The sequence below is a fragment of the Caproiciproducens sp. genome, from assembly GCF_053840905.1.
This window is the reverse complement of the sequence record NZ_JBNLXQ010000015.1, coordinates 1-24122: the sequence shown is the minus strand read 5'-3', so window position 1 is coordinate 24122 and position 24122 is coordinate 1. Positions and strand designations below refer to the sequence as shown.

Sequence of the window (24122 nt, the reverse complement as noted above, 5' to 3'; positions counted from 1 at the left end):
ATGATCAGTTCTTTTTATACCTCGGCTACCGGAGCCATTAACCTGCAGTCCGGCTTTGACGTCACGGCAAACAACATCGCAAACGTGTCTACGGTTGGCTACAAGCCTTCCAGCGCCTCCTTTGCGGACTTGATTTATACCAATATCCACGCGGAACCGGGGGCAGACAGTCAGCTGAAAAGCGGCCACGGCACGAAGGTGGAAAAAACCGACACCCTCTTTAACGAGGGCGGGCTCAGACAGACGGGACGCGCTCTTGATTACGCGCTGGTAAACCCCAACAATTATTTTGCGGTGGAGTCCAACGGGGAAATAAACTATACGCGCAACGGAAATTTCCATCTTTCGGTGGAAGACGGAGCCAGTTATCTGGTTTCTTCGGACGGCGGCTATGTGCTGGATGCCAACGGCGGCCGGATCGCCATGGAAAGGGAAGAGGATACTCCGGACATCGGAGTCTTTTCCGTGAAAAATGAGGACGGGCTTGTCCGGTCGGGGAACACCTGTTTTCAGCTGAGCGGCCTTTCCGGCGCGGCTTCCGCTGTCACCGACCCGGAACTGAAAAAAAGCTATCTGGAGGATTCCGCCGTGAATATCGCGGATCAGATGACCTCCGTCATCGAGCTGCAGAGGGCTTTTCAGTTTAATTCCAAAATGGTGCAGCTTTCGGATGAAATCATGCAGACTGTAAATTCTTTGAGGTAAAGCGGGTTATCTCAAAATCTGGGGAGGAGTCATGAAATGAGTACAGAGTCCGGTTCAGACCAAATCAATATCCATGCGGAGAATGCGAATCAGGAAAAAGAGGAACAGCCGCCCCGGATCGACGTCAGGGTATCCATGGACAATATGGCGGCGTACCTGAAAGTCAAACCGGCGTATTCCGGACAGAAAATCTCCTATGAGGCTGTGGGCGCCGCTTTGGCTCAGCAGGCAATCACTTACGGCGTCTGCGAAGAGCAAATCCGCCTTTTCTGTGAGGAGGAAAGGTTCTATTCCGAGATGCTCTGCGCGAAGGGTACCTATCCCGTTGACGGCACCGACGGCTTTATTGATTATTTCTTCAACACCAGTACGGATTATAAACCAAAGGAAAGGGAAGACGGGACGATCGACTTCCGCGATTTGGACATTGTAAAAAATGTGGAAAAGGATACGGTCCTCTGTACGATTACGCCGCCGAAAGACGGTACGGACGGCACGGATATTTTCGGTCGGTCGGTTCCCTTTAAGCCGGGGCGCTTTCCGGCCTTGCCCACGGGAAATAATACGCTTGTTTCGGAAGACCGCCTGAGCCTGATTGCCGGTGTGGATGGATGCATCGAGTACAAAAACTCGTCCGTCAATGTCAGCGAGGTTTTTTATGTGCGGGGCGATGTGGACAGCGCTTCCGGCAACATCAACGCGATTGGTTCGGTGGTGGTTATGGGCGATGTGAGAGAGGGCTTTTCCGTCAAGGCGGGAAAAGACATTTCCATTCGCGGAATGGCCGAGGGGGCTTTGATAGAAGCGCAGGGGACCATCTCTATTTCCAACGGGATGAACGGAATGGGGAAGGGGACTTTGAAAGCGGGCGGAAATATCGTCGGCAAGTATTTTGAAAATTCGATTTTAATTTCTGAAAATGATATTTACGCGGATATCCTGATGAACTGTAAGGCGACCGCAGAGGGTTCCATCGTTTTGAAAGGACGCAGAGGTTCCCTGATCGGCGGCAGCTATCAGACCGGGCAGAAAATAGTTGTCAAAAATATCGGAGCGCCGTCCTATACGACGACGCAGGTGTCGATCCAGTCCAAACAGCTTAACGATAAGCTTGTAATCGGAAAAGAAGAAAACAGTTTGGAACAGCTGGAACATCAGCGGTCGCAGGCTCAGAATGAACTCGAGGAATTTCAGAAAAAAATTACGGAGCTGACTGCTCTGGGCGGCAGGGACGATTCAGGAAGAGAAAACCTGATGGTGAAGGCCGCCTTAATGAAAAAAATCCAGCTGGGGGAAGCGATCAAAGCCATCGATGCGAAAATTCAGAAGCTGAAAGAAACCAAAAACCAACTGTCGGACTACAAAATTGTTGGGACAAGCATTATCTATATCGGGACAAAGATGACGATCGGGCCATTTATCGTGAATATCAACAACGACTACAGCAATACAAAATTCTACGCGGGTCCGGAAGGAATTGTTTCCGCCCCGGTCCTTCTTTCCGACCTGCCCTGATTTTCTTTTGATAAGCCTCCAAATAAAACCGCACACTGGATGCTTATTTCTGCTACAGCCGAAGTGCGGCGGTACGGAGTGTATGATGTCCATTCAAAAGCTTGAGCAACTGAATGAAATGCACATTGATGTTCTAAAGGAAATCGGCAATATCGGGGCCGGAAATGCCGCTACATCCCTGTCGAAAATGCTGGACACGGAAGTAAACATGACGACGCCGGTCGTCAAGATTCTGGATATCTCAGAAGCCGCGAATTTGCTGGGCGGCCCGGAAAACGTGGTCATCGGCATTTTGTCAAAGCTGAAGGGCGACATCGAAGGGATCATGATGTTCATCATTGAGCAGGATTTCGGGAAATCCATCCTGACTTCCCTGCTGGGCGTTCAGGAGGTCAGCTGTGACCGGCTGTCCGATATGGAGCTTTCCGCCATCTCGGAAATCGGAAATATCATGATCGCGTCGTATACGGGTTCCATCGGAACGCTTTCGTCAATGAACCTGAAGACCACCGTACCCGCGATCACTGTGGATATGGTCGGCGCTCTCCTCAGCGTACCGGCCATAGAAATGGGCTCTGTTTCGGATAAAATTATCTTTATTGAAGATGATTTTTTAAGCGGCAGCGACAATGTTACGGCAAACATGTTGCTGGTGCCTTCTATTGAGTCCCTGAATAGATTAATGGAGAAGTTAGGTATTCAACTATGAGTGAAACGTTTACGATCGGGATATCGGATATGAAGGTTGTCAGAAGTACGAACTCGCTGGTGACTTACGCGCTTGGTTCCTGTGTGGGAATCTGTTTATACGATCCGGTAATGAAAACAGGGGGGTTGGGACATATCATGCTCCCAACCTACCCGGTTAACAATCCCAAAGAAAACCGCTTCCGCTTTGCGGACACCTGTATTCCGGAAATGCTCCTTCAAATGGAAAAGCTGGGCTGCAACCGCCGGCGGATTACGGCTAAGATTGCCGGGGGAGCAAAAATGTTTGAGGTTGCGGATGATTCCAGTTTCGGCAATATCGGCCAGCGCAATGTTTCGGAGGTTAAAAATACCCTGAATAAGCTGCAAATCAGGATTTGTGCGGAAGATACGGGACTGAACTACGGCAGGACAGTCTATTTTTATACAGAGGACGGCAGGATGGTGGTCAAATCTTTCTCCAACGGGATCAAGACATATTAATCCGAATGAACACAATGGATAAAGAACAAAGGTTTTCTTTCAAGCGGATTGAAAGAAAACCTTTGTTCTTTATCGCAATTTATTTGATGCTTTGAAACATGCCGTCCTGTCCCTCGGTTCGGCGGCCCTGATTGATCTTTTCTCTGAGTTCGTCACACCGCTTCCGGAGTTTTCCGCGGGCAGACTGATCCAGCACAGCCGCTTTCTGCAGGATAAAATGATACTCTTTGGAGAGCTTCAGGGTATGCCGTTCCTCTTCGCTTCCGCAGTCCTCTTCCGTTCCTTTCCCGTTCAGGAGCTCTGTCACGCGTTCCCGCTGCTCCGGCGGGAGTTCTGCGGTCAGCCGGCCGATCAGGTCGTTGCATTTATTGATACGGTCAATAAACACGCCGCGCTGTTCCAAAAGACCGTCCAGCTGGATATCGTCCTGCGTGCAGCGCAGGTCGATTTGTTTTGTCAGGTCCCAGATTTGAGTCAGTAAGATCACTTTTTGGTCAAGGCAGGCAATGATATTTTCTGTTGGCATAAGTCCTCCGCAGGGCAGGGGTGTCAAACCCCGTTGTTTTTATTCATATGGCTCAGCTTTTCCGCTTCTTCCCACGTATCCCGCATTTGCTCCACCAGCGGTACCAATTCATCCAGTACGGCGGCGTCGCGTTTGACTTCCGCTTTGATGATCTCCTGATTGAAGAAATAGTACAGATCATATAAATCATGGGTGATTTCGTAATTCCAGTCCAATACAGAAGAGAGGTAGCTGAAGATCCTCTTGCTTTTTCCGGTACACTTTTCAGCCGTGGCGTAGTTCTTGTCCTTCAGCATCATAGAGCCGTAATGGAGGTTCTTTAACGCTTCGTTCAGCAAGGTGACCAGCTGTTCTCCTTTGGACATGGTGTTGATGGATTGCTCCTTATACTGCATAATCGGATTGCTCTGCATGATTTTCATCCTCCTGCGGGTTTGATTCTATCGGGGCTGTCAGCTTGAGGTGCCGGTAAAGAACAGGGCGGCCTGGGAATTCATGTTGCTCAGATACTGTTCCAGCCGGGTGAATTTCGCGTAATATTGTTCCTGCTGTGTTTCAAGAAGCGTTTTCAGCTCCTTGATTTTCGTGTTATAATCGGTTACCGCTTTTGTCAGGGTGCTGTTGTCTACCTTGGTACTGTTGTCCACACCGGCTTTGGCAATCAAGATGCCGTCGCCGCCGGTGGTCTTGATATTTTTATTGATGACGCTCTGCATCCGGACTGCAATGCCGTCCTCGCCGGTGAACAGCGAAGCTACTTTGTCCGGGTTGTTGTTCAGGGCGTTCTTCAGCGTATCTTCGTCGATTGTCAGCTGGCCGTTGGCGGAATAATCGTTGGCCTTGGTCGCGATGCCGATCTCATAAAGAGCGGCTTTCATCGACGCGACCTGATCCGTCATGGAGCTGCGCAGATCAACACTCAGATTGTTCAAAATGGAATCGCCGTTTAAGATCCCCTTTTTCGCCTTTGCTTCCCAATTCTTGATTTCATCCTCGCTCATGTCCGCCTTCTGCGCGTCCGTCAGAGGATTATAGGTTTCGTCCGTATCCTTGCGCTCGCTGACCTTATCGTTGCACAGCTTGATAATCGCGTTGTAATCCTCCACAAAGCTTTTGATTTTGTCGTACAGATCGTCCGTCTGGTTGTTGACGGAGAATGTGATAGGCTTTTCTACAGTGGAGTCCATTTCTGCAAGCAATTCAAAGTCGACGCCGTCCAGCGTGAACTTGTTTTCCGATCGCGTGATTGTAATCGCGTTTGCCGGGTTGCCGTCAAAGCTGACGGTCATGACCGCGTCCTGTGCCTTTTGCAGAGTATAATCCTCGGTGCTTTCACTCGCGCCCTTTGGCGGTACGGTCCCGAAAAGCACCGCGGCAAGGTTGCCGTCGCCGACCTCTTCAATGTCCACGCGGCTGCCGCTGCCGCCGTTCTTGGCGGTGACGCTGAACGTATCGTTGACGCTGGAGTAGGTAATGGTTACGTTGGCCTGCGCGTCGTTATTGATGGTTTTGAGAATGGTATTGATGGTATCGGTACTTTTAAAGGTAAAGGTCTTGTCGTTGATGGTAATGCCGTAGGTACCGTCCGCAGAAGACGCGACCAGAGGGGTCGCCAGGTTTTCCTGCACGTCCTCCAGATCCTTGTTGGTGTTCAGGCGGTTCGTTTCGCCCGCGTAAATCCCCAGCGCCCCGGTTTTCCCCAGAATGCCGGACACGTCGCTCGATTCAATCGCAATGATAGAGGTGCTGCTCGCCGCTTTGAAATTCAGGGCTTTTGTATCGGGATCGTAAGTAACCTGAAATTTGCTGTTTCCGTCGGTGTCCTTTCCGTAGGACGCCGTCAGGGAGTTCTGAATATATTCGGCAAGCTTTTCAGGCGTGGAATACAAGCCTTTCTGGTTATCGCTCTCTTTAAAGGTGATGTATTTATCGACTCCGTCCAGGCTGACCGTCAGGGTCGAGCCGGCAAGGGAATCGCCCAGATAGCTGCTTACCAGCCTTTCGCGGTCATAGGTACCGGTGATGGCGATGGAACCGTCTTCCTGCTTCAGGCCAAGGCCCTGCAGCAGGTTCTGGCTTCCGCCCGTGATGCTCAGACCATCCGTGGTGCCGTCCGTTTTCGTAAACGACACGGCGCCGTCGGTCCCTACCGTGACATTCAGCTTACCGTTCAGATTGGAATTGGAACGGATCGCTTCCTCAAGGACTGTCTGCACGCTTTTCGTACCCAGCGAAGGATCGGCGGAAACAGCCGTGTCGGAGGGGATGGTCAGCGTATAGGCATTGCCGTCGATTTCGATGTCCAGCGTGGAACCGGAAGCCAGCGTGCTTTTAAAGAAGCTGTCCGTATTGGTGTCTCCGCCCTCGATCGCGGTGCTGTCGGAGGTATCCTTAGATAACCCCAAGCCATTTAAAAGGCTGTCGCTTCCCGCTGTTATTTTAATATCCGCGCTGGAAGAGCCTGTTTTCGCCAGGGTGACTTTTTCACCGACAACGGCAAATTCGATATTACCGGCCAGCCCGTCCGTTTTGGCGACCTTCGCGTTCAGAGCGTCCGTAACCTTTTTGATATCGTCGCCCTGCGCGAACGTAAAATCGCTGTCCAGAGCAAGCTGATAATCCTTGCCGTCGTAATTGACCGTAATGGTGGAACCCGCAACCGTGCCCGGCCGCCAGACGTCGCTCACGGCGCCGGAAATCGTCTGATCCGTCACCTTGTACTTTGAAGAGAAACCGGCCTGCTGCGCGAGCTGCGTAATCCCGGTCACAACCATATTCTTAGCGGCGCTTGCGCTTCCGCTGACATTTAAAAAGGAAGAGGTATTCTTGATGGATGTCGAATTGAAAAAGGCCGCGTTCAGAATGCTGGAGCTGCTGGTGGCCGAGGAAAAATATTTGGACTGAAACTCCTGCAGGGCTGTGGTGACTTCCCTGTAGGACTGCTGCCTCCAAAGGGCAATTTGTTTTAATTGTCCCTGTTTGTCTATTTTGCTCTGCGTTCCCGAGGTCAGCTGTTTGACCAGGGTGTCCGTATCCAGGCCCGATACCAGACCGCTCAGGCGCTTGGATGAAGTCGAAGTTGCATTTAAGGAAGATGCAAGACTCGATGATGCTGTACTGATCATAATTTACCTCCTGACAGAAAAGGCCTTCCATAGTAACCTCTTTGTCTTATATATCGTATGAAAAACCTAAAAAATTAGGAAAAGCATAAAATTATCTTTAAAGAAGCACTTTCTTTTGACGATATATATCGTAATATGGTATGATAGAAATGCTTGAGTACAATTGCTTCGAATTTGAAGATATAAAGGGGATGGTATGGAATATGACTTTTGTTCCGATTGACAAATTGAAGGCGGGAATGATTCTGGACAGAGACATCTATCTGTTTAACAGCATCACTTCAAAAATCATTATGCTGCGATGCGGGCAGATGTTGACACAGGCATATATTGAAAAACTGCACGAATTCGATATTCTTGGCGCCTATATTCATACCGGTCAGGAGAACGAACGAACGATCACCACGGCGCAATCATATGTCAGGCAGCCGATCAAAAGGGAGCTGCGTCAGGAAGCCCTTATCAATATCCATCAGGTATACGACATGTTCAACCAGGTAGCACAGAAAATTAACGTCAGCAGCATCAACCAGACGATGAATATTTCCAAAAAGCTTGTCAACTCATTAAGATGTAACGTAGAGGCTAAAATCAGTATCGCAAATTTGAAGATGTATGACGATTATACATATAACCATTCTTTGGGAGTCTCCATCCTTTCCATCGCCATTGGGCTGGAGCTGGGGCTGAAAACACAGGATCTGTATGACCTCGGCCTGTGCGCCCTGCTTCACGATATCGGAAAAATGGCGGTGCCTATCTCCATTATTGCAAAGCCCTCCAAACTGACGGAGGAAGAGTTCAATATAGTCAAGCAGCACCCCGCCAAGGGAGCGGAATTCTTTTTAAAGCACCATCTGGCCAACAATATAATCTGCGCCGGCGTGCTTACGCATCATGAAAAGTATGACGGGACCGGTTACCCCAACGGCCTTTCCGGCGACGATATCCCCCTGTTCGGAAGGATTATTTCCGTAGCCGATGTTTACGATGCTTTGACCTCTTTCAGACCGTACCGAAAGCCGTCGACCCCGGCGGAAGCGATCGAATATATCATGGGTTCCAGCGGCATCGCGTTCGACCTCGCCATTGTGCGGGCGTTCCTGAACAAGGTCGCCCCTTACCCGATTGGCTCATGCGTCAAGCTGAGCAACGGAGAGCTTGCCATTATTGTCAGACAGAACGATTATAATCCGTCCAGGCCGGTGATCCGCCTTTTCGATAAGCCGGACGTCCTGATGGATTTGTGCATGCAGCGCGACGTACAGAATATCGTTATTGAAAATATCTGTGATGTAAAAACAGCGGAAGATTATTGAGCGGAAAGCGGGGAGGGCATCAGACCATGGTCTGATGCCCTCCCCGCATAGAAAAGCTGAATCGCTTAGTATTTCGGGAATGAAAAATCCTGTCCGACCGCCATATCCAGCACAGGCTGTGTATCGGCGGACTTCGGAATTTCGCCGTCCGCGTCGGCTTTGACGTGGAACTGGCCGACCAGCTTTTTCAGATTCCGCGCGTGACCGGACATCTCCTCGCTTGCCGCCGCACTCTGTTCGGCGGTGGCGGAATTGGTCTGGACCACAGCGGAAATCTGATCCACGCCCAGGGTGACCTGGCTGATTGCGGTCGCCTGCGCGTTGGAAGCTTCTGAAATGCTGGTGATCAGATTGGTGGATTTCAGGGTCGCCTGAATGACGTCGTTCAGGGTGGACGCGGTGGCGTCCGTAATTTTCTTGCCTTTTTCGACTGCCGAAAGCGAATTTTCAATCAGGGCAGTGGTGTCCTTGGCCGCGTCCGCGCTCTTGCTCGCAAGATTGCGGACTTCATCCGCGACGACGGCGAAGCCTTTTCCGGCCGCGCCGGCGCGGGCCGCTTCCACGGCAGCGTTCAGCGCGAGGATATTGGTCTGGCGCGCAATATCGTCGATGGTTTTAATGATATTGCTGATCTTGGTGGACGACTCGCTGATCTCGCTCATCGCCTGCAGCATCTGGTTCATTTCGTTAGAAACGCCATGAATTTTAGTTTCTGCTTCGGTAGAAGCCCTGTTCGCTTCCGCCGCGTTGGCGGCGTTCTGTTTTACCTGTTCTGAAATTTCGGTGATGGAGGCCGACAGCTCCTGAATGGAGCTGGCCTGTTCGGTGGCGCCCTGCGCCAAAGCCTGGGCCGCGCTTGCAACCTGCACGGAGCCGCTCGTGACCTGATCGGCGGAACGGTCGATTTGAACCATGTAAGTGTTCAGCTTGGAGGAAATATTTTCAAGCGCCGTCCTGATTTCCGCGAAATCGCCTTGAAAATCGCGGGAAATTTGAATATCGAAATTGCCGTTTGCCATTTCGCCCAGGGCTTCCGTGATTTCGCTGATGTTTTGTTTCAGCTCCGAGGTGGTACTGGAAAACGCTTTTGCCAGGTTGCCGATTTCATTTTTTGACTGGTACTGAATGTCCACCTTCAGATTTCCCCGGGCCATCTGGTCGGCGGCCTGCGTCAGCTCCGTAAGCGGACGGCGGATACCGGCCGAGACGAGCTTCGCAACAAGGATTGACAGGAAGCAGGCTGCCGCAATCAATCCAATGGCCAGCGGGAAAAGGGCACTGGATTTCAGGTACAGATAAACCGCGGCTCCGCTGCAGACGATGGACAGCACCGTCACCGCGGCAAATGAAAACATCAGTTTTCTTGAGATTTTCAGATTGTTCAATCGCATTTTTATAATTCCCCTCTAGTATTTATTCTGCTTCTGCTTTTGCGGCGTTGCTGACAATTTCAATTTCTTTCTCATTCAGTATTTTGCTGGTGTCCAGCAGCATGACGACTTTGTCGTCCACCTTCCCGATACCGGTCAGATACGCCGTGGTACGATCCTTGGACATCCTTGGGGCGGGTGAAATATTCTCGTCGCCGATGGTTGTAACCTCGTCGACGGAATCCACGATGAACCCGATATGGGTCTCCTCGATTTTCGTTACGATAATACAGGTGTGCTCGTCGTATTCCACTTCTTCTTTTTTAAATCTCAGGCGTACGTCTATCACAGGGATGATATCGCCGCGGAGATTGATGACTCCCTTGGCGTAGCCGGGAGAGTCGGGGATGGGTGTGATTTCCTGTTTGCCGATGATCTGGACCACGTCTGCGATCGGAACGCCGAACAGCTGGTGATCCGTCCAGAAGGTCAGGTATTTACCCTTCATTTCATTGGTTTCGATTTCCTCATCCGATAATGCCGGATTTTTTTCATTCTCCATTTTTTACCACCCTATTCATCAATATAAAATATGAGCATCTTATTCCGACTCGTCTTTTTCCTCGCGTGAATTTTTGATTTGTTCCCTCTGCGTTTCAAAAATAAATTTGCACAAAAGGTCAAACTGGCGGGTTGAATTATCCAGAAAGGAACACCCGTACCCGTTCAGCGCATAATTCACGGGCTCGGTTCGCTGAACCTGACAGCAAAATGTGATATCCATATCGTACAGATCCAGCGTCATGATAAAGGACTGGCCGATATCGAGACGTTCCCTCGTTGTGATAAATACGCCGCTCAGACTCAGATCCGTCACGGTTACGCCGAACAGCTTCATTTCCTCCTCTTCAGGCGACGGATCCTCCCGAAGCAGGAAAGCCCTTGTCGGAATGTTGACTTTCAGGCGGAAAAAGCTTCTTCGCTCGAATTCGGCAAGGCTTTGCAGATCCGTGATCGCCATCATTTCCGAGGTGGAGAGAAAAACCTTTCCAATCAGTACTTTAAAACCCAGAGATTCATTGTAAATATTGATTTTCACGGGCATATTGCAATGCAGGGTCGGCAGGATGTCAAAGCTGTTCTGGATTTTAACGGAGTCCTTACGGATTTCGCTGAGGACTCCGGTAGCGAGCAGTTCGTTGGTAAGGGTCTTGATTTCGCAGGGCGAGTGCTGATATTGTTCAGAAAGCGGATACATGGGAAGACCTCCAAACAAACGTATTCGGCAAAATTACTTAACGGGGAGTTGGACTTCCTCGCCGTCTGAAAGGATTTTTTCAATATCCAGAAGCATGACCGCATTTTCGTTCAGAGTGGCGATTCCCTTTACATAATGGTTGGCCGTGTCCCTTGCAAATCTGGGGGTCTCGCTGATCTGGTTTTTGGAAATGTTTGTGACGTCGTTTACGCTGTCGACGATGAATCCGACGCTCAGGTCGCCGGTCTCAGCCACGATGACGCTGGTGTGGTCGTCATACTCCTTCGGGGCCTTGTTGAATTTCAGCCTGATATCCACCAGCGGAACAATTTTTCCCCTCAGATTAATAACGCCGATGATAAAAGGCGGCAAATTGGGGATGAAGGTGACGGGCTGCATCCGGATGATCTCGACCACCTCACTGCTCGGAATTGCGAACAGCTGCCCTTCAATAAAGAAGGTAAGATATTTTTCCGTCGTCATATTCTCATTGACCGAGGTCGTAATTCCATTTTTTACTGCTGTTGTTTCTGCCATACTGGTTCACCTTTTCTACCGTTGCCGTTTCGGTAAGGGTTTTTGTGCCGCCAATCCCGGCATTATTTTGGCGGCGCGCAGCCATCGGGTCACATAAAAAATCCTTATAGATATATATCGGCTTAATTTTAAAATAATTAGTATCACAGCTCGGAAAATATCTGTTTTTCCGCGTTTTTTTCCGGGGCGGGTGCGGAGCCGTTCTGCGGAGAGGCCGCTCCTTTTCCCGTGGCTTCGAAGGAATAGTTCAGAAAATATATGTAAATGTCCACGATGGCCTGATAGAGTTCGGGGGGGATTTCCCTTCCCGCTTCCAGCTGGGAAAGGAGGGACGCGAGGGAGTCGTCGTGGTAAACCGGCACGCCGTTCTCCTGCGCGATGTCTATGATTTTCTGCGCCGCGTAGCCGGAACCGGAAGCGACGACAACCGGCGCGCTGTGCGGGGAATCCTGGGAATACCGCAGGGCGGCGGCGTGATTCGTCCGGTCATACTGTGACATCAATGACATTCTTCCTTTCGTAGATTCTTTTTAAAACCTGCTTTTCTATACTTGGGCCGCCTTCCTGCAGAAACTCAACGCTCTGCGCGGACAGGCCGTTTCTGGAAAATATTTCGGAAATCCGGCTGCCGATCTCCCGGCTGTTTTTCATTAAAGCGGGCGGGCAGCGCATCTGGATGTCGGCTTTCCCGCTTGAAAGGACAATCGAAGCTTCAAAATTCCCCAGAGCCTTGATGCCGAACGACAGATAGAGCCGGACCGGCTTCGGCTCCCCGCGGCTTCTTTTTGAAGATTTTCCGCTGTCGTCGTCTTTTTCGATCCAGATTTCTGAAAACAGGAACTGACCGTTGTAATTCAGCGGCAGCAACAGATGGGTGAAGGGCATATAAACGCTGTTGTCCAGCAGCAGGGAAAGGACCGTATCCCTGTAAGCCGACTGGCTTGCGCCGGCAGGGCTTTGGCGCAGGTTTTCGGAAAGGACCTTCACCAGGGAATCGTACAGCTGGTTTTCCGGCCTCTGGGCGGCGTTGGTGACGCTCTTCAGAAACATGGCCCGGATCTGGCTCATTTTGTCCTCGGGCAGACTGAGCTCGTATTTGCAGTAGTCGAGCAGCGCCGTAAGCTTCTCCACGACTTCCTGATGGGAACTGGTGTTCAGGCGGGCGATATGATGGACCAGAAGGGTAATGGTGTCCCTCGCGGCGCCGAAGTCGTTGGTGGAAGCGACATACCTGCTCAGAAGGGGAAGCACTTTCTCCTTCAGCAGGCTGAGGTTCCTGTCCAGGCTGTTGACAGGCTGCTCGGTCATCATCTGGTCCGCCAGCTCCCGCAGCTGTTTGCCGTAGGCGCCGGGAATCTGACGGGCGAGGGTGTCGAGGCTCTGGGCGATCGCCGATGTGGTTTCCGAGATTGAAAAATACCCGTCGAATGCCTTCAGAAAATCGGCCAGAGGCTTTTCCAGGCCGCTTTCCGGATATTCGTTCATCAGGTTCCGGAGAACGTCGAACACGGGCCCGGAAAATTTTGTGTGATTGCTTCCCTGAAACATGAGGTTTTTCAACATGTCGTCCGGCTGCATTTTCATTGCGGCGGAGAGCTGCTTCATCAGCAGGGAGACCGGCCTGTTGTCATGGACGTTTTCCGATCGGCTGAAGGTTTCAAATACGATTTTCTGCAAAGTCTGTGAAAGCGCGGGCGTTTCGCCCAGCTGCTGCAGAAATTTACTGAAAACGGAATTCCGGTTCAGCAGCAGATCAAAGCTGGCGTTCTGGTTGCCCTGCTTGTCGGTATTCGGCTGAAGCACCTTCGTGGGGTCGATGGGCACCATGGATTCCGGCTGTTTTGCCGATGAAATTTTAGGAAGGCTTTCATTTGTGGTAACGGGTGCGGTAATTCTCAGGTTATCGGGCATAAAATCACCTCGAAAATATAAATTGGCGTTAATTTTATAAAATTTGTTACGATATATATATTACAAAGTATTATTAGGCGGTGAAAATTAATGGACAACAATATGGAATCCATGCTGGAAGTATATTTATTTGAAGCAAACGACCTGCTTGAGCACCTTGATGAAATTCTGATTAACTGTGAGAAGGCGGATGCTTTCGATACCGACAGCATCAATGAGATTTTCAGGATCATGCATACGATTAAAGGCTCTTCCGCAATGATGCAGTTCAACAGTCTGATGACGATTTCGCACAAGGCGGAGGATTTGTTTTATTATGTGCGCGAGAACGGCATCGACGAAAAATACAACGCGGAGCTTTTTGAACTGATGTTCCGTTCCAGCGACTTTATCAAGGATGAAATATCCAAGGTGGAAAACAACGAGCCGCTCACAACAGATATCGGCACTTTTGAGCAGGAAATTAATGATTTTCTTAAAAAGATTTCTCAAAAAGAACCCGAACACGCCGAAATTCAGCCTCAGATACCGGCCCCCGCGCCGGCTCCCGAACAGCCTGCGGCTCCGTCCAAAGCCATTCCCGCGAAAGAAGCCTCCAAACAGATTCAGGCGTCGGCCGCTCCCGCCCGGACGGACCCTGACTATCCCTATTCCGTCAGGGTGTTTTTCGATGAAGAAACAGAGATGGAAAATCTCCGCGCAATCATTCTGGTGAACGCGATCCGGGATATTTATCAGGATATCCGGTATTTTCCGGAGGATATCGACACGAATCCCAAAAGCGCCGAAGAAATCATCAGGGACGGTTTCCTGATTTCCTTTAAAGAGCAGCGGGGCCTGGCAAGCGTGCTGAAAATTATTGAAAATTTTGTCTACACCAAAAATTATACCGTTCTGGACAAACCGGAAAATGCGCCAAAAGCAGAATCTGTGGAAAAAACCGCTTCGGGGAGCGGCGCGGCCGGGCAGGAAATCCCGGGAGCCAACCATGGCTCCGTTAAGCAGAATCTGATCAACGTCAATCTTTCCAAGCTGGACAACCTGATGGATTTGATGGGGGAGATCGTGATTACCGAGTCCATGGTGACGACGACTCCTTCCGCCCAGAGCGGCGCGGGAGTGGACAATAACTTTAACAAGGCGTCCCGCCAGCTGCGCAAGCTGACGGACGAGCTGCAGGAAGTCGTAATGTCCATCCGGATGGTTCCGATTTCCGGCGTATTCCAGAAAATGAACCGTATCGTGCGCGATATGAGCAAAAAGCTGGACAAGGATGTCCAGCTGGTCATGGTCGGCGAGGACACCGAGGTGGACAAAACCATCATTGACAACATCGGCGATCCGATCATGCATCTGGTCCGCAACGCCATGGACCACGGGATCGAGACAAAGGAAGAGCGCGCGCAGACGAACAAATCCCCCAGAGGAACCATTACGCTCTCCGCTCAGAACACGGGCGGCGAAATCCTGATTTCGGTGCAGGACGACGGCAAGGGCATCGACAAGAAATCCGTTCTGCAGAAAGCGAAAAGACAGGGGCTTCTGAAAAAACCGGAAAAAGAGTATTCCACCCGCGAAATCTATAACTTTCTGCTCATGCCCGGATTTTCCACCAACGACGTCGTGACGGAATATTCCGGCAGGGGGGTTGGAATGGACGTTGTAAAAAAGAATGTGGAGAAGGTCGGCGGAGACGTTTCCCTGATCAGCGAGGTCGGGAAGGGAACCAAAATTCTCTTTAAAATCCCGCTTACGCTGGCCATTGTGAACGGCATGAAAATTTCCGTCGGCGAGACGGTGTTTACGATTCCGATCAACAATATCCGCCAGTCGTTCAAGGTGGACCAGTCCAGTCTCCACTATGACACCGACATGAACGAGATCCTCATGGTCCGCAACCAGTATTATCCGGTCCTCAGGCTGCACAGGATTTTCGGGATCGAAACCGAAATCACCGACATCGACAGCGGTATCGTCATTCTTGTGGAGACGCACGAGAAGGCGTACTGCATTTTTGCGGACGCTCTTCTGGGGGAACAGCAGGTGGTCGTCAAATCCCTGCCGATTTACCTCAACCAGTACAATGTGAAGGAAACCGGCATCACCGGATGCGCCATTCTCGGCGACGGCAGCATCAGCCTGATCCTGGATATCCTCAATCTTTACAACAATCACTGATGTTTCAGGGGAGATATGAAATTCGCGGAGGAAAACGATGATACGTTTGACCGATAAAGAGTTCAACGATATCGTAGCTTACATAAAAGGCAATTACGGGATTAACCTTACCAACAAAAGACAGCTGATAGAATCGCGGATGCAGTCCGTTCTGCTCGGAAAGGGAATGAACAATTTTTCGGACTATTTCAATTTGATAAAGCAGAATAAATCCGACGAAATCACCGCAATGCTGAATAAGCTTACGACGAACCATACTTATTTTTACAGAGAACCCGCACATTTCAATTTTTTAAAGAACACCATTCTGCCGATGCAGGAAAAGACGAACGCCCGCAGGGACATCCGCATTTGGAGCGCCGGGTGCTCGTCGGGGGAAGAAGCGTATACCGCCATCATGACGATGATGGACTATTTTGGGCTGAAAAGGGCCGGCTGGGACTTCCGGATCCTTGCGACGGATATTTCTTTAAAAGCCATGGAGGCGGCGAAACACGGACTGTACGGAACGGAATCCCTGAAGGATATTCCAAAGGCGTGGGAGCAAAGGTATTTTAATAAACAGGGCGAAAATCTTTTTGAATTAAAGGACGAAGTCAGAAACCAGGTCCTTTTTAAACGGCTGAATCTGATGGAACCGTTTTCGTTCCGGCAGCCGTTTGATTTGATTTTCTGCAGAAATGTCATGATCTATTTTGACCAGCCGACCAAAAACGCGCTGATCAACAAGTTTTACGACGTGCTGAAGCCGGGCGGCTATCTTTTTATCGGACATTCCGAAACAGTGCAGAGGGATACCTCGAAATTTTTATATGTTGAACCGTCAGTCTATCAGAAAGGATCAGTATCAATATGCCGATGAATCGAAGAATCCGGGTCCTCATTGTAGACGATTCCCTCTTTTTCAGAACAGCGCTGCAGAAAGCGCTGCTGAGCGACGCGAATATTGAAATCATCGGGAGCGCGTCCAACGTGGCCGAAGCGGAGAAAAAAATCATGGACCTGTCTCCGGACGTCGTGACCATGGATGTGGAAATGCCGGATATGAGGGGGACGGATTTCCTGAAAAAGCTGATACCCGTCCATCCGGTTCCGGTGGTTCTGGTCAGCTCGCTCGATATTGGAATCTTTGAGGCTTTAAGCGCGGGAGCGGTTGATTTTGTCCTGAAGCCGAACCTGCGCGACAGCAGCGACTTTTCCATTTTCTGTCAGGAACTGTGCGTCAAGATCAAGATCGCTTCTTCCGCAAAGGTAAAGCACACGCCCTCCCTTGCCTCGATCGCTTCCCTCCCGCTTGTTCTTTCGGGAAGGGATCCGACGGAGCATATTATCGCCATCGGAGCATCCACGGGCGGCACGGAGGCTACCGCCGAAATCCTGCAGCAGCTTCCCTGCGATATACCGGGGATTCTGGTGGTGCAGCATATGCCCGCGGGTTTTACCAAGATGTATGCGGACCGGCTGAACAAAATCTGCAAATTTACGGTCAGGGAGGCGAGTGACGGGGACCGGGTCGTGCAGGGGCAGGCGCTGATTGCCGCCGGGGACAGGCATATGACCCTGGAGAAGGATTTTAAGGGCTACTACGTGAAATGCGCCGCGGGGGAAAAGGTCAGCGGCCATTGCCCGTCGGTGGATGTCCTGTTCCGCTCAGTGGCCAGAACGGCCGGGAAGGACGCCATGGGCATTATCTTGACCGGTATGGGCAAGGACGGTGCGAACGGGCTTTTGGAAATGCGGCGGAAGGGCTCCTATACCATCGGACAGGACAAGCAGTCCTCCGTTGTCTACGGAATGCCGATGGTGGCGTTTGAGATCGGCGCGGTTGAAAAACAGGCGTCCTGTTCCTCCATTGCCAGGTTAATCATTCAAAAATTGAATAAATAATATTTATAATGAAAATATTTGCCTGAATGGATTAAATTTTATGAAATATTGTCGATATTAGGATAGGGAAAGGCATTCTTTTGATTGTGGTTGTGTGGGAGAATGCGTTACTTTTCATGCTTGAGCTGTAGCGAAAAGCACTCCGGAAAAAGCACTTCAGAAAGGTACGTGGTATTCAGTGAAAAAAGAAAGAAAAAAGAAGATCAGGGTGAGAAAGAAGACCAGCCTGAAAAAAACTCTTCTTCTCGGAATGGTGGGTCTGGCGGTTGCAATCAGCGTCGTCTGCGGCGTGACAAACGCTTTTTTGCTTTACTCCAATTCCAGCAGCAACATGGTTTCCCTGATCAATACCAATTCGGTTGCTTACAATCAGGCCGTGCAGCAGGCGATCAATATGTATAAGCTCAGGGCGGAATCCATCGCCTCCAATGAGCAGATCACGGACGAAACGCTGCCCATCTCCTCCAGGAAAGTAATTTTGCAGACGCTTTGCCAGCGGTATAATTTCATGGAAGTCGGGCTTGCGGATTTTAACGGAAAGACACTGGACGGCACCGATATCAGCCACAGCGACTATTTTCAGGCGGCTCAGTCAGGGACCTCCTATGTTTCCAGCCCCATGGTCAGAAAGTCCGATTCCAATATTGTAATGTATGTTGCGGCAAAAGTGAACAACGGCAGAAATTATGACGGCGTTGTCTACGCGACTTTGAGCAGCGATACTTTCAGCCAGATGATCGACAATATTTCCGTCGGTAAATCCGGGTACGGGTTTATCGTTGATAAATCGGGTACGATCATTGCCCATAAGGACAGAAAAAATGTCCTTGAATTCGTTAATTATATCAATAGGGCGAAAGAAAACAGTTCCTACGTGGATGCCGCGTCTGTCGTAAAAAAAATGATTGCTGCAAGAACGGGAAGCGCGACCATTACGTTAAACGGCACCAAGCAGCTGATAGGGTATGCTCCGATGAGCGGTACGGACGGCTGGTCCTTGGCGGTCAGCGCGGATGTCAATGAGATGATGAGCGGATGCTATACCGCGGTCGCCATCACCGTCGGCTTAATGCTTCTGTTCATTTTGTTGTCTGTTTTCGTTGCCTTCAGAATCGCCGGGCCGATCGCCAAGCCGGTCGAAGGCCTTGTGCAGCGTATCGAAAAACTGTCGGAAGGCGATCTCCACTCCGAGGTGCCTGTGATCCAAAACAGGAATGAAATCGGCACTCTTGCGGAGACCTTCTCCCATACGATCGATATCCTGACCAGCTACATAGGGGAGATCGCCGTCGTTCTGGACAGCCTTTCCATGGGTGACTGTACGATTGAAGTAACAGAGGATTATAAGGGCGATTTTGTATCGATCAAAACGTCCCTGAACACCATTATCGACAATCTGAACAATATCTTCTCCGGTATCAACGGATCGGCGGATCAGGTGGCGAACGGTGCGGGCCAGGTTTCCTCCGCCTCGCAGGCGCTTTCACAGGGCGCTACGGAGCAGGCGAGCTCCATTGAGCAGCTTTCGGCTTCCATTACGGAAATTGCGGACGAAGTCAATAAGAATGCCAGCAATTCCCGCCTGGCGAGTCAGCTGTCGTTGGAAGCGTCCAGCGAAGTTGAGGTCGGAAACGAGCATATGCAGCAGATGGTGGAAGCCATGGCGCAGATCAGTGAAACTTCACAGGAAATCGGTAAAATTATAAAGACGATCGAGGATATCGCCTTCCAGACCAATATCCTCGCGCTCAACGCCGCGGTGGAAGCGGCGCGTGCCGGCGCGGCGGGGAAAGGCTTTGCCGTTGTCGCGGATGAGGTCCGCAATCTTGCGAGCAAGAGTGCGGAAGCCGCGAAAAATACCACGGACCTGATTGAAAGCTCGATCAGGGCGGTGGAAAACGGCACAAAGATCGCGGATGAGACCGCCAAATCCCTTAATAAAATTATAGACAGCACAAGAAAAACCACGGACCTGATCGGGGAGATTTCAAAGTCCTCGGATGGGCAGGCTTCTTCCATCAATCAGGTCACGACGGGGGTCGATCAGATTTCCGCCGTGGTGCAGACCAACTCCGCCACTGCGGAGGAAAGCGCGGCGACCAGCGAGGAACTGAGCGCGCAGGCGCAGCAGCTCAAGGAATCCCTCGCGTTCCTGAAGCTGAAGGATTCCGCCGGAAGCGTCCCGGACGAAACGGGAGGAACGGTTTCCTCTTTTGACGCCGGTTCCGTTTCCGAAAGCGGCCAGAGCGGCAAATATTAAATTCCGATATCATAAAATCCCTGCGGCCGGTTCCAGTTCGGCCGCAGGGATTTTTTCACGGAATCAGAGCTCTTTTGTCCAGTATTTCCGGTCAAGGCTGCGGTACTGCACCGCTTCGGCGACATGCCGCGGTTCGATTTCTTCGCTTTGGTCCAGGTCCGCAATCGTGCGGGACACCTTCAGGATCCGGTCATAGGCCCTTGCCGAAAGCCCGAGCTTTTCAAACGCTTTTTTCAGCAGCTCCCGTCCCGGCTCGCTCAGCCGGCATACCTCCTGGAGCATATCCGGCGTGATTCTCGCGTTGCAGGTAACGGCCGTGCCTTTGAAACGCTCATTCTGCAGCTTTCTGGCGCTGTTTACGCGTTCTTTAATGACCGCGGAGCTTTCAGCCTTTTCCTGGGAACTGATTTCGTCAAACTCCACCGGCGGGACCTCTATGTGCAGGTCCAGCCTGTCCAGCAGCGGACCGGAAACTCTGGAAAGATAGCGGGAGACCGCGCCGGAGGAACAGGTGCACGGTTTGGTCGGGTGCCCGAAGTAACCGCAGGGGCACGGGTTCATTGCCGCTACCAGCATCACGGCGCTGGGATAGGAGATGGTACCGTTGACGCGGGAAATCGTCACTTTGCCGTCCTCGATCGGCTGTCGCAGGACTTCCATCGCTCCGCGCGAAAATTCGGGCAGCTCGTCCAGAAACAGCACCCCGTTGTGCGCCAGGGAAATTTCTCCGGGGTGCGGAACGTTTCCGCCGCCGGACAGGCCCGCGGGCGATACCGTGTGGTGGGGCGAACGGAACGGGCGGGAGGTGATCAGGGAGACTCCGTCCGGAAGGGTGCCCGCAATAGAGTGGATTTTGGTGGTTTCAATGGTTTCTGTAAACGTCATGTCGGGAAGAATGGAGGGAATCCGTTTCGCGAGCATGCTTTTGCCGGAACCGGGAGGGCCGATCAGGAGAACGTTGTGCCCGCCCGCAGCGGCAATTTCCAGCGCGCGCTTCGCCTCGTTCTGCCCCCGCACCTCCGAAAAGTCCGGCAAAGGGGGCTGGTTTTGCCGCGATGCCGGTACTTCCGAGGCGGGAAGGATTTCTTCCCCTCCGGCGAAATGCTTCATCAGCGTCGGCAGGTCCCTGACGGGGTATACGGAAATTCCCTCCACGACCACGCCTTCGGCGGAATTCGCTTCCGGCACGTAGAGCTTTTGAAAGCCCGCTTCCTTTGCCTTGATCGCCATGGGAAGCACGCCTTTTACGGGCCGTACCTCTCCCGTAAGCGACAGCTCGCCGATAAACACGCTGTCCTCCACTCCGGCGTCAAGCTGGCCGCTTGCTTTCATCAGCGCGACAAAGAGGGGCAGGTCGTAAATCGGTCCTTCCTTGCGCTTGTCGGCCGGACCAAGATTCACCGTTATTTTATGCACGGGAAATTGAAACCCGCAGTTTTTCATCGCGGAGCGCACTCTGTCCCGGGATTCTCTCACTGCCGCGTCCGGCAGCCCGACCACGTCAAAACCGGGCAGGCCGACGCTGATGTCGGCTTCGACAGCCACGGTAAAGGAATCCAGACCGTACAGCCCCATGCTGTAGGAACGTGATACCATCCCCATTCCTCCCTTTATTTTTCTAAAATGATTATACTCCTGTCGAATTCTGTTGGCAATTCCCGGCTTGGAATAAAATGGCCGCTTTACAGAATCCATTCCTCGGTATATAATAGTATCAAACATTTGTTCTATTTAACAACCGAAAAAGTCATGCAGCCGCAAACTTGTGGGACGATTTTGCTTTCTGCGCTGGCTGCGCTTACCGTCTTGACATGATTTCTCGAATGCATGACAGGTTTTTCGATACTCTGTATTCTATTGATTCTACAATGAAAAATAAGCGGATTTCCCAGTACCCATTTAGGATAGGGCGGGGGATGCTGAAAAACGGTATGCGGAGGAATGTGTCGTGGAGCGGGTTATCTTACACTGTGATCTGAATAATTTTTTCGCTTCCGTGGAATGCAGGGACCATCCGGAACTCTTTGGAAAATCCGTCGCGGTCTGCGGCAGCGTGGAGGACCGCCACGGGATCGTGCTGGCTAAAAACGAGCGGGCCAAAGGCTTCGGCGTGAAAACGGCGGAGCCCGTCTGGCAGGCGAAGCAAAAATGCCCGGACCTGCTGGTCGTTCCGCCTCATTTTGACCGGTATCTGTATTTTTCCGGTCTGGTAAAGCAGGTTTATCTCAGCTATACGAATCAGGTGGAGGCTTTCAGCATCGACGAATGCTGGCTGGATGTGACCGGAAGCACCCGCTTGTTCGGAAACGGGCCGGAGATAGCGGATCAGATACGGGACCGTACAAAATCGGAGCTGGGGCTGGGCGTTTCCGTCGGGGTCAGCTTCAACAAAATCTTTGCGAAGCTCGGCAGCGATATGAAAAAACCGGACGCCACTACCGTGATTACCCGGGAAAATTTCAGGGAAAAGGTGTGGCCCCTTCCGACGGACTCCCTTCTGGGAGTGGGAAGGGTGACCGCCCGGCGCCTGAATTCGCTGGGAATCAAAACGATCGGCGACCTGGCGCGCACCGATTCCAAATATATCGTTTCCTCCTTCGGTAAAACAGGATACGACATGTGGAAAAACGCGAACGGGCTGGATGATTCCGGGGTATGCTCAAGCGAGGTTTCCGCCGCGCCGAAAAGCATCGGCAACAGCATCACCTGCGTTCATGATCTCTTCGGCTTCGATGAGGTCTGGCCGGTGCTGCTGTACCTTGCCGAAAAAGTCTCTTTCCGCATGAGGGACGCCGGGGCGGTCGCTTCGGGCCTTCAGCTTTCCATCAAGGACAACCGACTGCACGTCTCGCAGCATCAGATGCGGCTGGAGGTTCCCACCCGGCTGACGATGGACCTGGCTCGGGCGGCGAAAGAGCTGTTTCAGAAGGGCTACGGATGGTCCTGCCCCGTGCGGGCGCTGGGCATCAGCGGTTTCGGTCTTCTGCCGGAGTCGGAAATGCAGCAGACGTCTCTGTTTCACAGTATCCTGTGCGATGAAAAAACGGAACGGCTGGAAAGCCGGATGGAGCATGTCAGAAATAAATACGGAAAAGCCTCCGTTAAGCGCGCCGTGCTGATGGAAAAGCTTCCGCTTCCCGCGGGGGGCGGGGAAAAGCGCTGATTAAGATTTTTCTGGATGTTTTACGATTCTTATGATATAATAAAAATATTCCTTTATCAGGCCTTGTTTGTAAATGAAAAATCGAGGATTTTCGGATGCAAAGCGTCTTGCCCGCCTCTGTCACCCACGGTTATTCCATACGGTTTTCCGCACACTTCGCTTTGAGACCCTTTGAGGGAACCTCCGGGCAAAACGTGCTTGCAGGCTCCGTTTTCCGTATGCCGGGTGTTTTTGATGCGGTCGGAGTGATTTTGGCCGATCAGGATTTTTGCTTTACAAACAGGGCCTGATCTGTGTAAAGAGAAAATATTGGGGAGGTCCAATCAGACATTGTCCGACAAAATCGGTCTTTTTATAAAATTTAACTAAATAAAACAAATATTTAGCTTCAAAAGCAAAATATTTGTTGACTTAATAGACACAATGAGGTATGATAGATGCAGAATTCAAGTTTAATGTGAGCCATGAGGTGTTGGGCTTGGTTGATAACAACCATTTTAATAAAATGGCAGATTATACCGACAGTCAGCTTGCCTGCCTTGTGAACAGCGGAAATTCGGATGCTTTTGTAGAACTTACCGCGCGCTATATGTCGCTGATCAGGGTCAAGGCGGCGCCGTTTCGCTGTGCGATGCTGGAAGCCGACGATCTGTGCCAGGAAGGGCTTTTGGGCCTTTTAAACGCGGCGCGTACTTATGACTCAGCCGGAAAGGCCGGTTTTAAAACATATGCCGGCGTTTGCATCAATAACCGGATTATTATGGCTTACCGCACGGCGGCCAGCCGCAAAAATCTTCCGCTGAATAATTTTGTTTCTCTCAGCGACGACGGTTCGCACATGGATATGACAGATTGCGCCTCGGATCCTGAAACAGTGCTGATGGACAGCGAAAGCTACGCGGCCATGCAGCTGCGGATGAAGCAGCTGCTTTCAAAGCTGGAACAGCAGGTGCTCACGCTTTATCTGGGCGGCTGCAGTTACCACGATATTTCGGTGAAACTCGGCGTTTCCTCAAAGGCAGTCGATAATGCTCTGCAGCGGGTTCGGCTGAAATTAAAACAATTGCTTTAATTTAGTATATTTTTGTATATTAATTTCATATGCCCGGGTAGCTTAAGTAGAGCGTTGGAAATCAAAGGCGGCGGTGCAAATCCGTCTATGGGCAAATATCTTTAT

Annotated in this window: 21 protein-coding genes; 11 read left to right on the top strand and 10 right to left on the bottom strand. The window is 51.2% G+C overall.

Annotated features, from left to right (window positions below):
* The 4 genes from ACQGQ5_RS13630 (at position 1) to ACQGQ5_RS13615 (ending at position 3411) form a co-directional block, all read left to right on the top strand.
* Complete coding sequence (locus ACQGQ5_RS13630) at positions 1-705, top strand: flagellar hook-basal body protein (RefSeq protein ID WP_455737039.1); 705 nt, start codon at positions 1-3, stop codon at positions 703-705.
* Positions 706-741: 36 nt separating this feature from the next.
* Complete coding sequence (locus tag ACQGQ5_RS13625) at positions 742-2220, top strand: FapA family protein (RefSeq protein WP_455737038.1); 1479 nt, start codon at positions 742-744, stop codon at positions 2218-2220.
* A gap of 82 nt (positions 2221-2302) precedes the next feature.
* Positions 2303-2929, top strand: coding sequence for a chemotaxis protein CheC (locus ACQGQ5_RS13620; RefSeq protein ID WP_455737037.1), 627 nt, complete (start codon positions 2303-2305; stop codon positions 2927-2929).
* Positions 2926-3411 carry a chemotaxis protein CheD gene (locus ACQGQ5_RS13615; RefSeq protein ID WP_455737036.1) on the top strand — a complete coding sequence of 162 codons (486 nt, stop codon included), beginning with the start codon at positions 2926-2928 and terminating at the stop codon, positions 3409-3411. The genes ACQGQ5_RS13620 and ACQGQ5_RS13615 overlap by 4 nt, the downstream gene beginning before the upstream one ends.
* A gap of 79 nt (positions 3412-3490) precedes the next feature.
* On the opposite strand, the gene ACQGQ5_RS13610 is transcribed toward ACQGQ5_RS13615, so the two are convergent.
* The 3 genes from ACQGQ5_RS13610 to fliD are packed head-to-tail and all read right to left on the bottom strand — an operon-like array spanning position 3491 to position 7062.
* Positions 3491-3937 carry a hypothetical protein gene (locus ACQGQ5_RS13610; RefSeq protein WP_455737035.1) on the bottom strand — a complete coding sequence of 149 codons (447 nt, stop codon included), beginning with the start codon at positions 3935-3937 and terminating at the stop codon, positions 3491-3493.
* A gap of 23 nt (positions 3938-3960) precedes the next feature.
* Positions 3961-4350 carry a flagellar export chaperone FliS gene (locus ACQGQ5_RS13605; RefSeq protein WP_455737034.1) on the bottom strand — a complete coding sequence of 130 codons (390 nt, stop codon included), beginning with the start codon at positions 4348-4350 and terminating at the stop codon, positions 3961-3963.
* Positions 4351-4389: 39 nt separating this feature from the next.
* On the bottom strand, positions 4390-7062 hold the full coding sequence (fliD, locus tag ACQGQ5_RS13600) for a flagellar filament capping protein FliD (RefSeq protein ID WP_455737033.1): 2673 nt from the start codon (positions 7060-7062) through the stop codon (positions 4390-4392).
* Positions 7063-7265: 203 nt separating this feature from the next.
* Here fliD and ACQGQ5_RS13595 point away from each other — a divergent pair, with 203 nt between their 5' ends.
* On the top strand, positions 7266-8381 hold the full coding sequence (locus ACQGQ5_RS13595; protein ID WP_455737032.1) for an HD-GYP domain-containing protein: 1116 nt from the start codon (positions 7266-7268) through the stop codon (positions 8379-8381).
* 65 nt (positions 8382-8446) lie between these two features.
* On the opposite strand, the gene ACQGQ5_RS13590 is transcribed toward ACQGQ5_RS13595, so the two are convergent.
* The 6 genes from ACQGQ5_RS13590 to ACQGQ5_RS13565 all read right to left on the bottom strand — a co-directional run bounded on the left by ACQGQ5_RS13590 (position 8447) and on the right by ACQGQ5_RS13565 (position 13457).
* Complete coding sequence (locus tag ACQGQ5_RS13590) at positions 8447-9772, bottom strand: methyl-accepting chemotaxis protein (RefSeq protein WP_455737031.1); 1326 nt, start codon at positions 9770-9772, stop codon at positions 8447-8449.
* A gap of 22 nt (positions 9773-9794) precedes the next feature.
* The gene (locus ACQGQ5_RS13585; protein WP_455737030.1) at positions 9795-10313 is read right to left on the bottom strand and encodes a chemotaxis protein CheW; all 519 of its coding nucleotides are present in this window, start codon (positions 10311-10313) and stop codon (positions 9795-9797) included.
* A gap of 39 nt (positions 10314-10352) precedes the next feature.
* On the bottom strand, positions 10353-11009 hold the full coding sequence (locus ACQGQ5_RS13580) for a PilZ domain-containing protein (RefSeq protein ID WP_455737029.1): 657 nt from the start codon (positions 11007-11009) through the stop codon (positions 10353-10355).
* 33 nt (positions 11010-11042) lie between these two features.
* On the bottom strand, positions 11043-11546 hold the full coding sequence (locus tag ACQGQ5_RS13575) for a chemotaxis protein CheW (protein WP_455737028.1): 504 nt from the start codon (positions 11544-11546) through the stop codon (positions 11043-11045).
* A gap of 143 nt (positions 11547-11689) precedes the next feature.
* Complete coding sequence (locus tag ACQGQ5_RS13570) at positions 11690-12046, bottom strand: EscU/YscU/HrcU family type III secretion system export apparatus switch protein (protein ID WP_455737094.1); 357 nt, start codon at positions 12044-12046, stop codon at positions 11690-11692.
* The gene (locus ACQGQ5_RS13565; protein WP_455737027.1) at positions 12033-13457 is read right to left on the bottom strand and encodes a hypothetical protein; all 1425 of its coding nucleotides are present in this window, start codon (positions 13455-13457) and stop codon (positions 12033-12035) included. The genes ACQGQ5_RS13570 and ACQGQ5_RS13565 overlap by 14 nt, the downstream gene beginning before the upstream one ends.
* A 90-nt stretch (positions 13458-13547) precedes the next feature.
* Here ACQGQ5_RS13565 and ACQGQ5_RS13560 point away from each other — a divergent pair, with 90 nt between their 5' ends.
* The 4 genes from ACQGQ5_RS13560 (at position 13548) to ACQGQ5_RS13545 (ending at position 19782) form a co-directional block, all read left to right on the top strand.
* Positions 13548-15635, top strand: a complete 2088-nt coding sequence (locus tag ACQGQ5_RS13560) for a chemotaxis protein CheA (RefSeq protein WP_455737026.1) — start codon at positions 13548-13550, stop codon at positions 15633-15635.
* A gap of 37 nt (positions 15636-15672) precedes the next feature.
* The gene (locus ACQGQ5_RS13555) at positions 15673-16497 is read left to right on the top strand and encodes a CheR family methyltransferase (protein WP_455737025.1); all 825 of its coding nucleotides are present in this window, start codon (positions 15673-15675) and stop codon (positions 16495-16497) included.
* On the top strand, positions 16488-17522 hold the full coding sequence (locus ACQGQ5_RS13550; RefSeq protein WP_455737024.1) for a protein-glutamate methylesterase/protein-glutamine glutaminase: 1035 nt from the start codon (positions 16488-16490) through the stop codon (positions 17520-17522). Before ACQGQ5_RS13555 ends, ACQGQ5_RS13550 begins: the two co-directional genes overlap by 10 nt.
* Before the next feature lie 178 nt (positions 17523-17700).
* A complete protein-coding gene (locus ACQGQ5_RS13545) occupies positions 17701-19782 on the top strand; it encodes a methyl-accepting chemotaxis protein (protein WP_455737023.1) in 2082 nt (693 codons plus the stop codon).
* 63 nt (positions 19783-19845) lie between these two features.
* On the opposite strand, the gene ACQGQ5_RS13540 is transcribed toward ACQGQ5_RS13545, so the two are convergent.
* Positions 19846-21378 (bottom strand): YifB family Mg chelatase-like AAA ATPase, encoded by a 1533-nt coding sequence (locus tag ACQGQ5_RS13540; RefSeq protein ID WP_455737093.1) that lies wholly within the window; start codon positions 21376-21378, stop codon positions 19846-19848.
* Between the two features lie 352 nt (positions 21379-21730).
* On the opposite strand from ACQGQ5_RS13540, the gene dinB reads away from it, so the two are divergent.
* Together dinB and ACQGQ5_RS13530 are read left to right on the top strand one after the other, a co-directional pair.
* A complete protein-coding gene (gene dinB, locus ACQGQ5_RS13535; protein WP_455737022.1) occupies positions 21731-22945 on the top strand; it encodes a DNA polymerase IV in 1215 nt (404 codons plus the stop codon).
* 430 nt (positions 22946-23375) lie between these two features.
* A complete protein-coding gene (locus ACQGQ5_RS13530; protein ID WP_455737021.1) occupies positions 23376-24017 on the top strand; it encodes a sigma-70 family RNA polymerase sigma factor in 642 nt (213 codons plus the stop codon).
* The last annotated feature ends 105 nt before the right edge of the window (positions 24018-24122 follow it).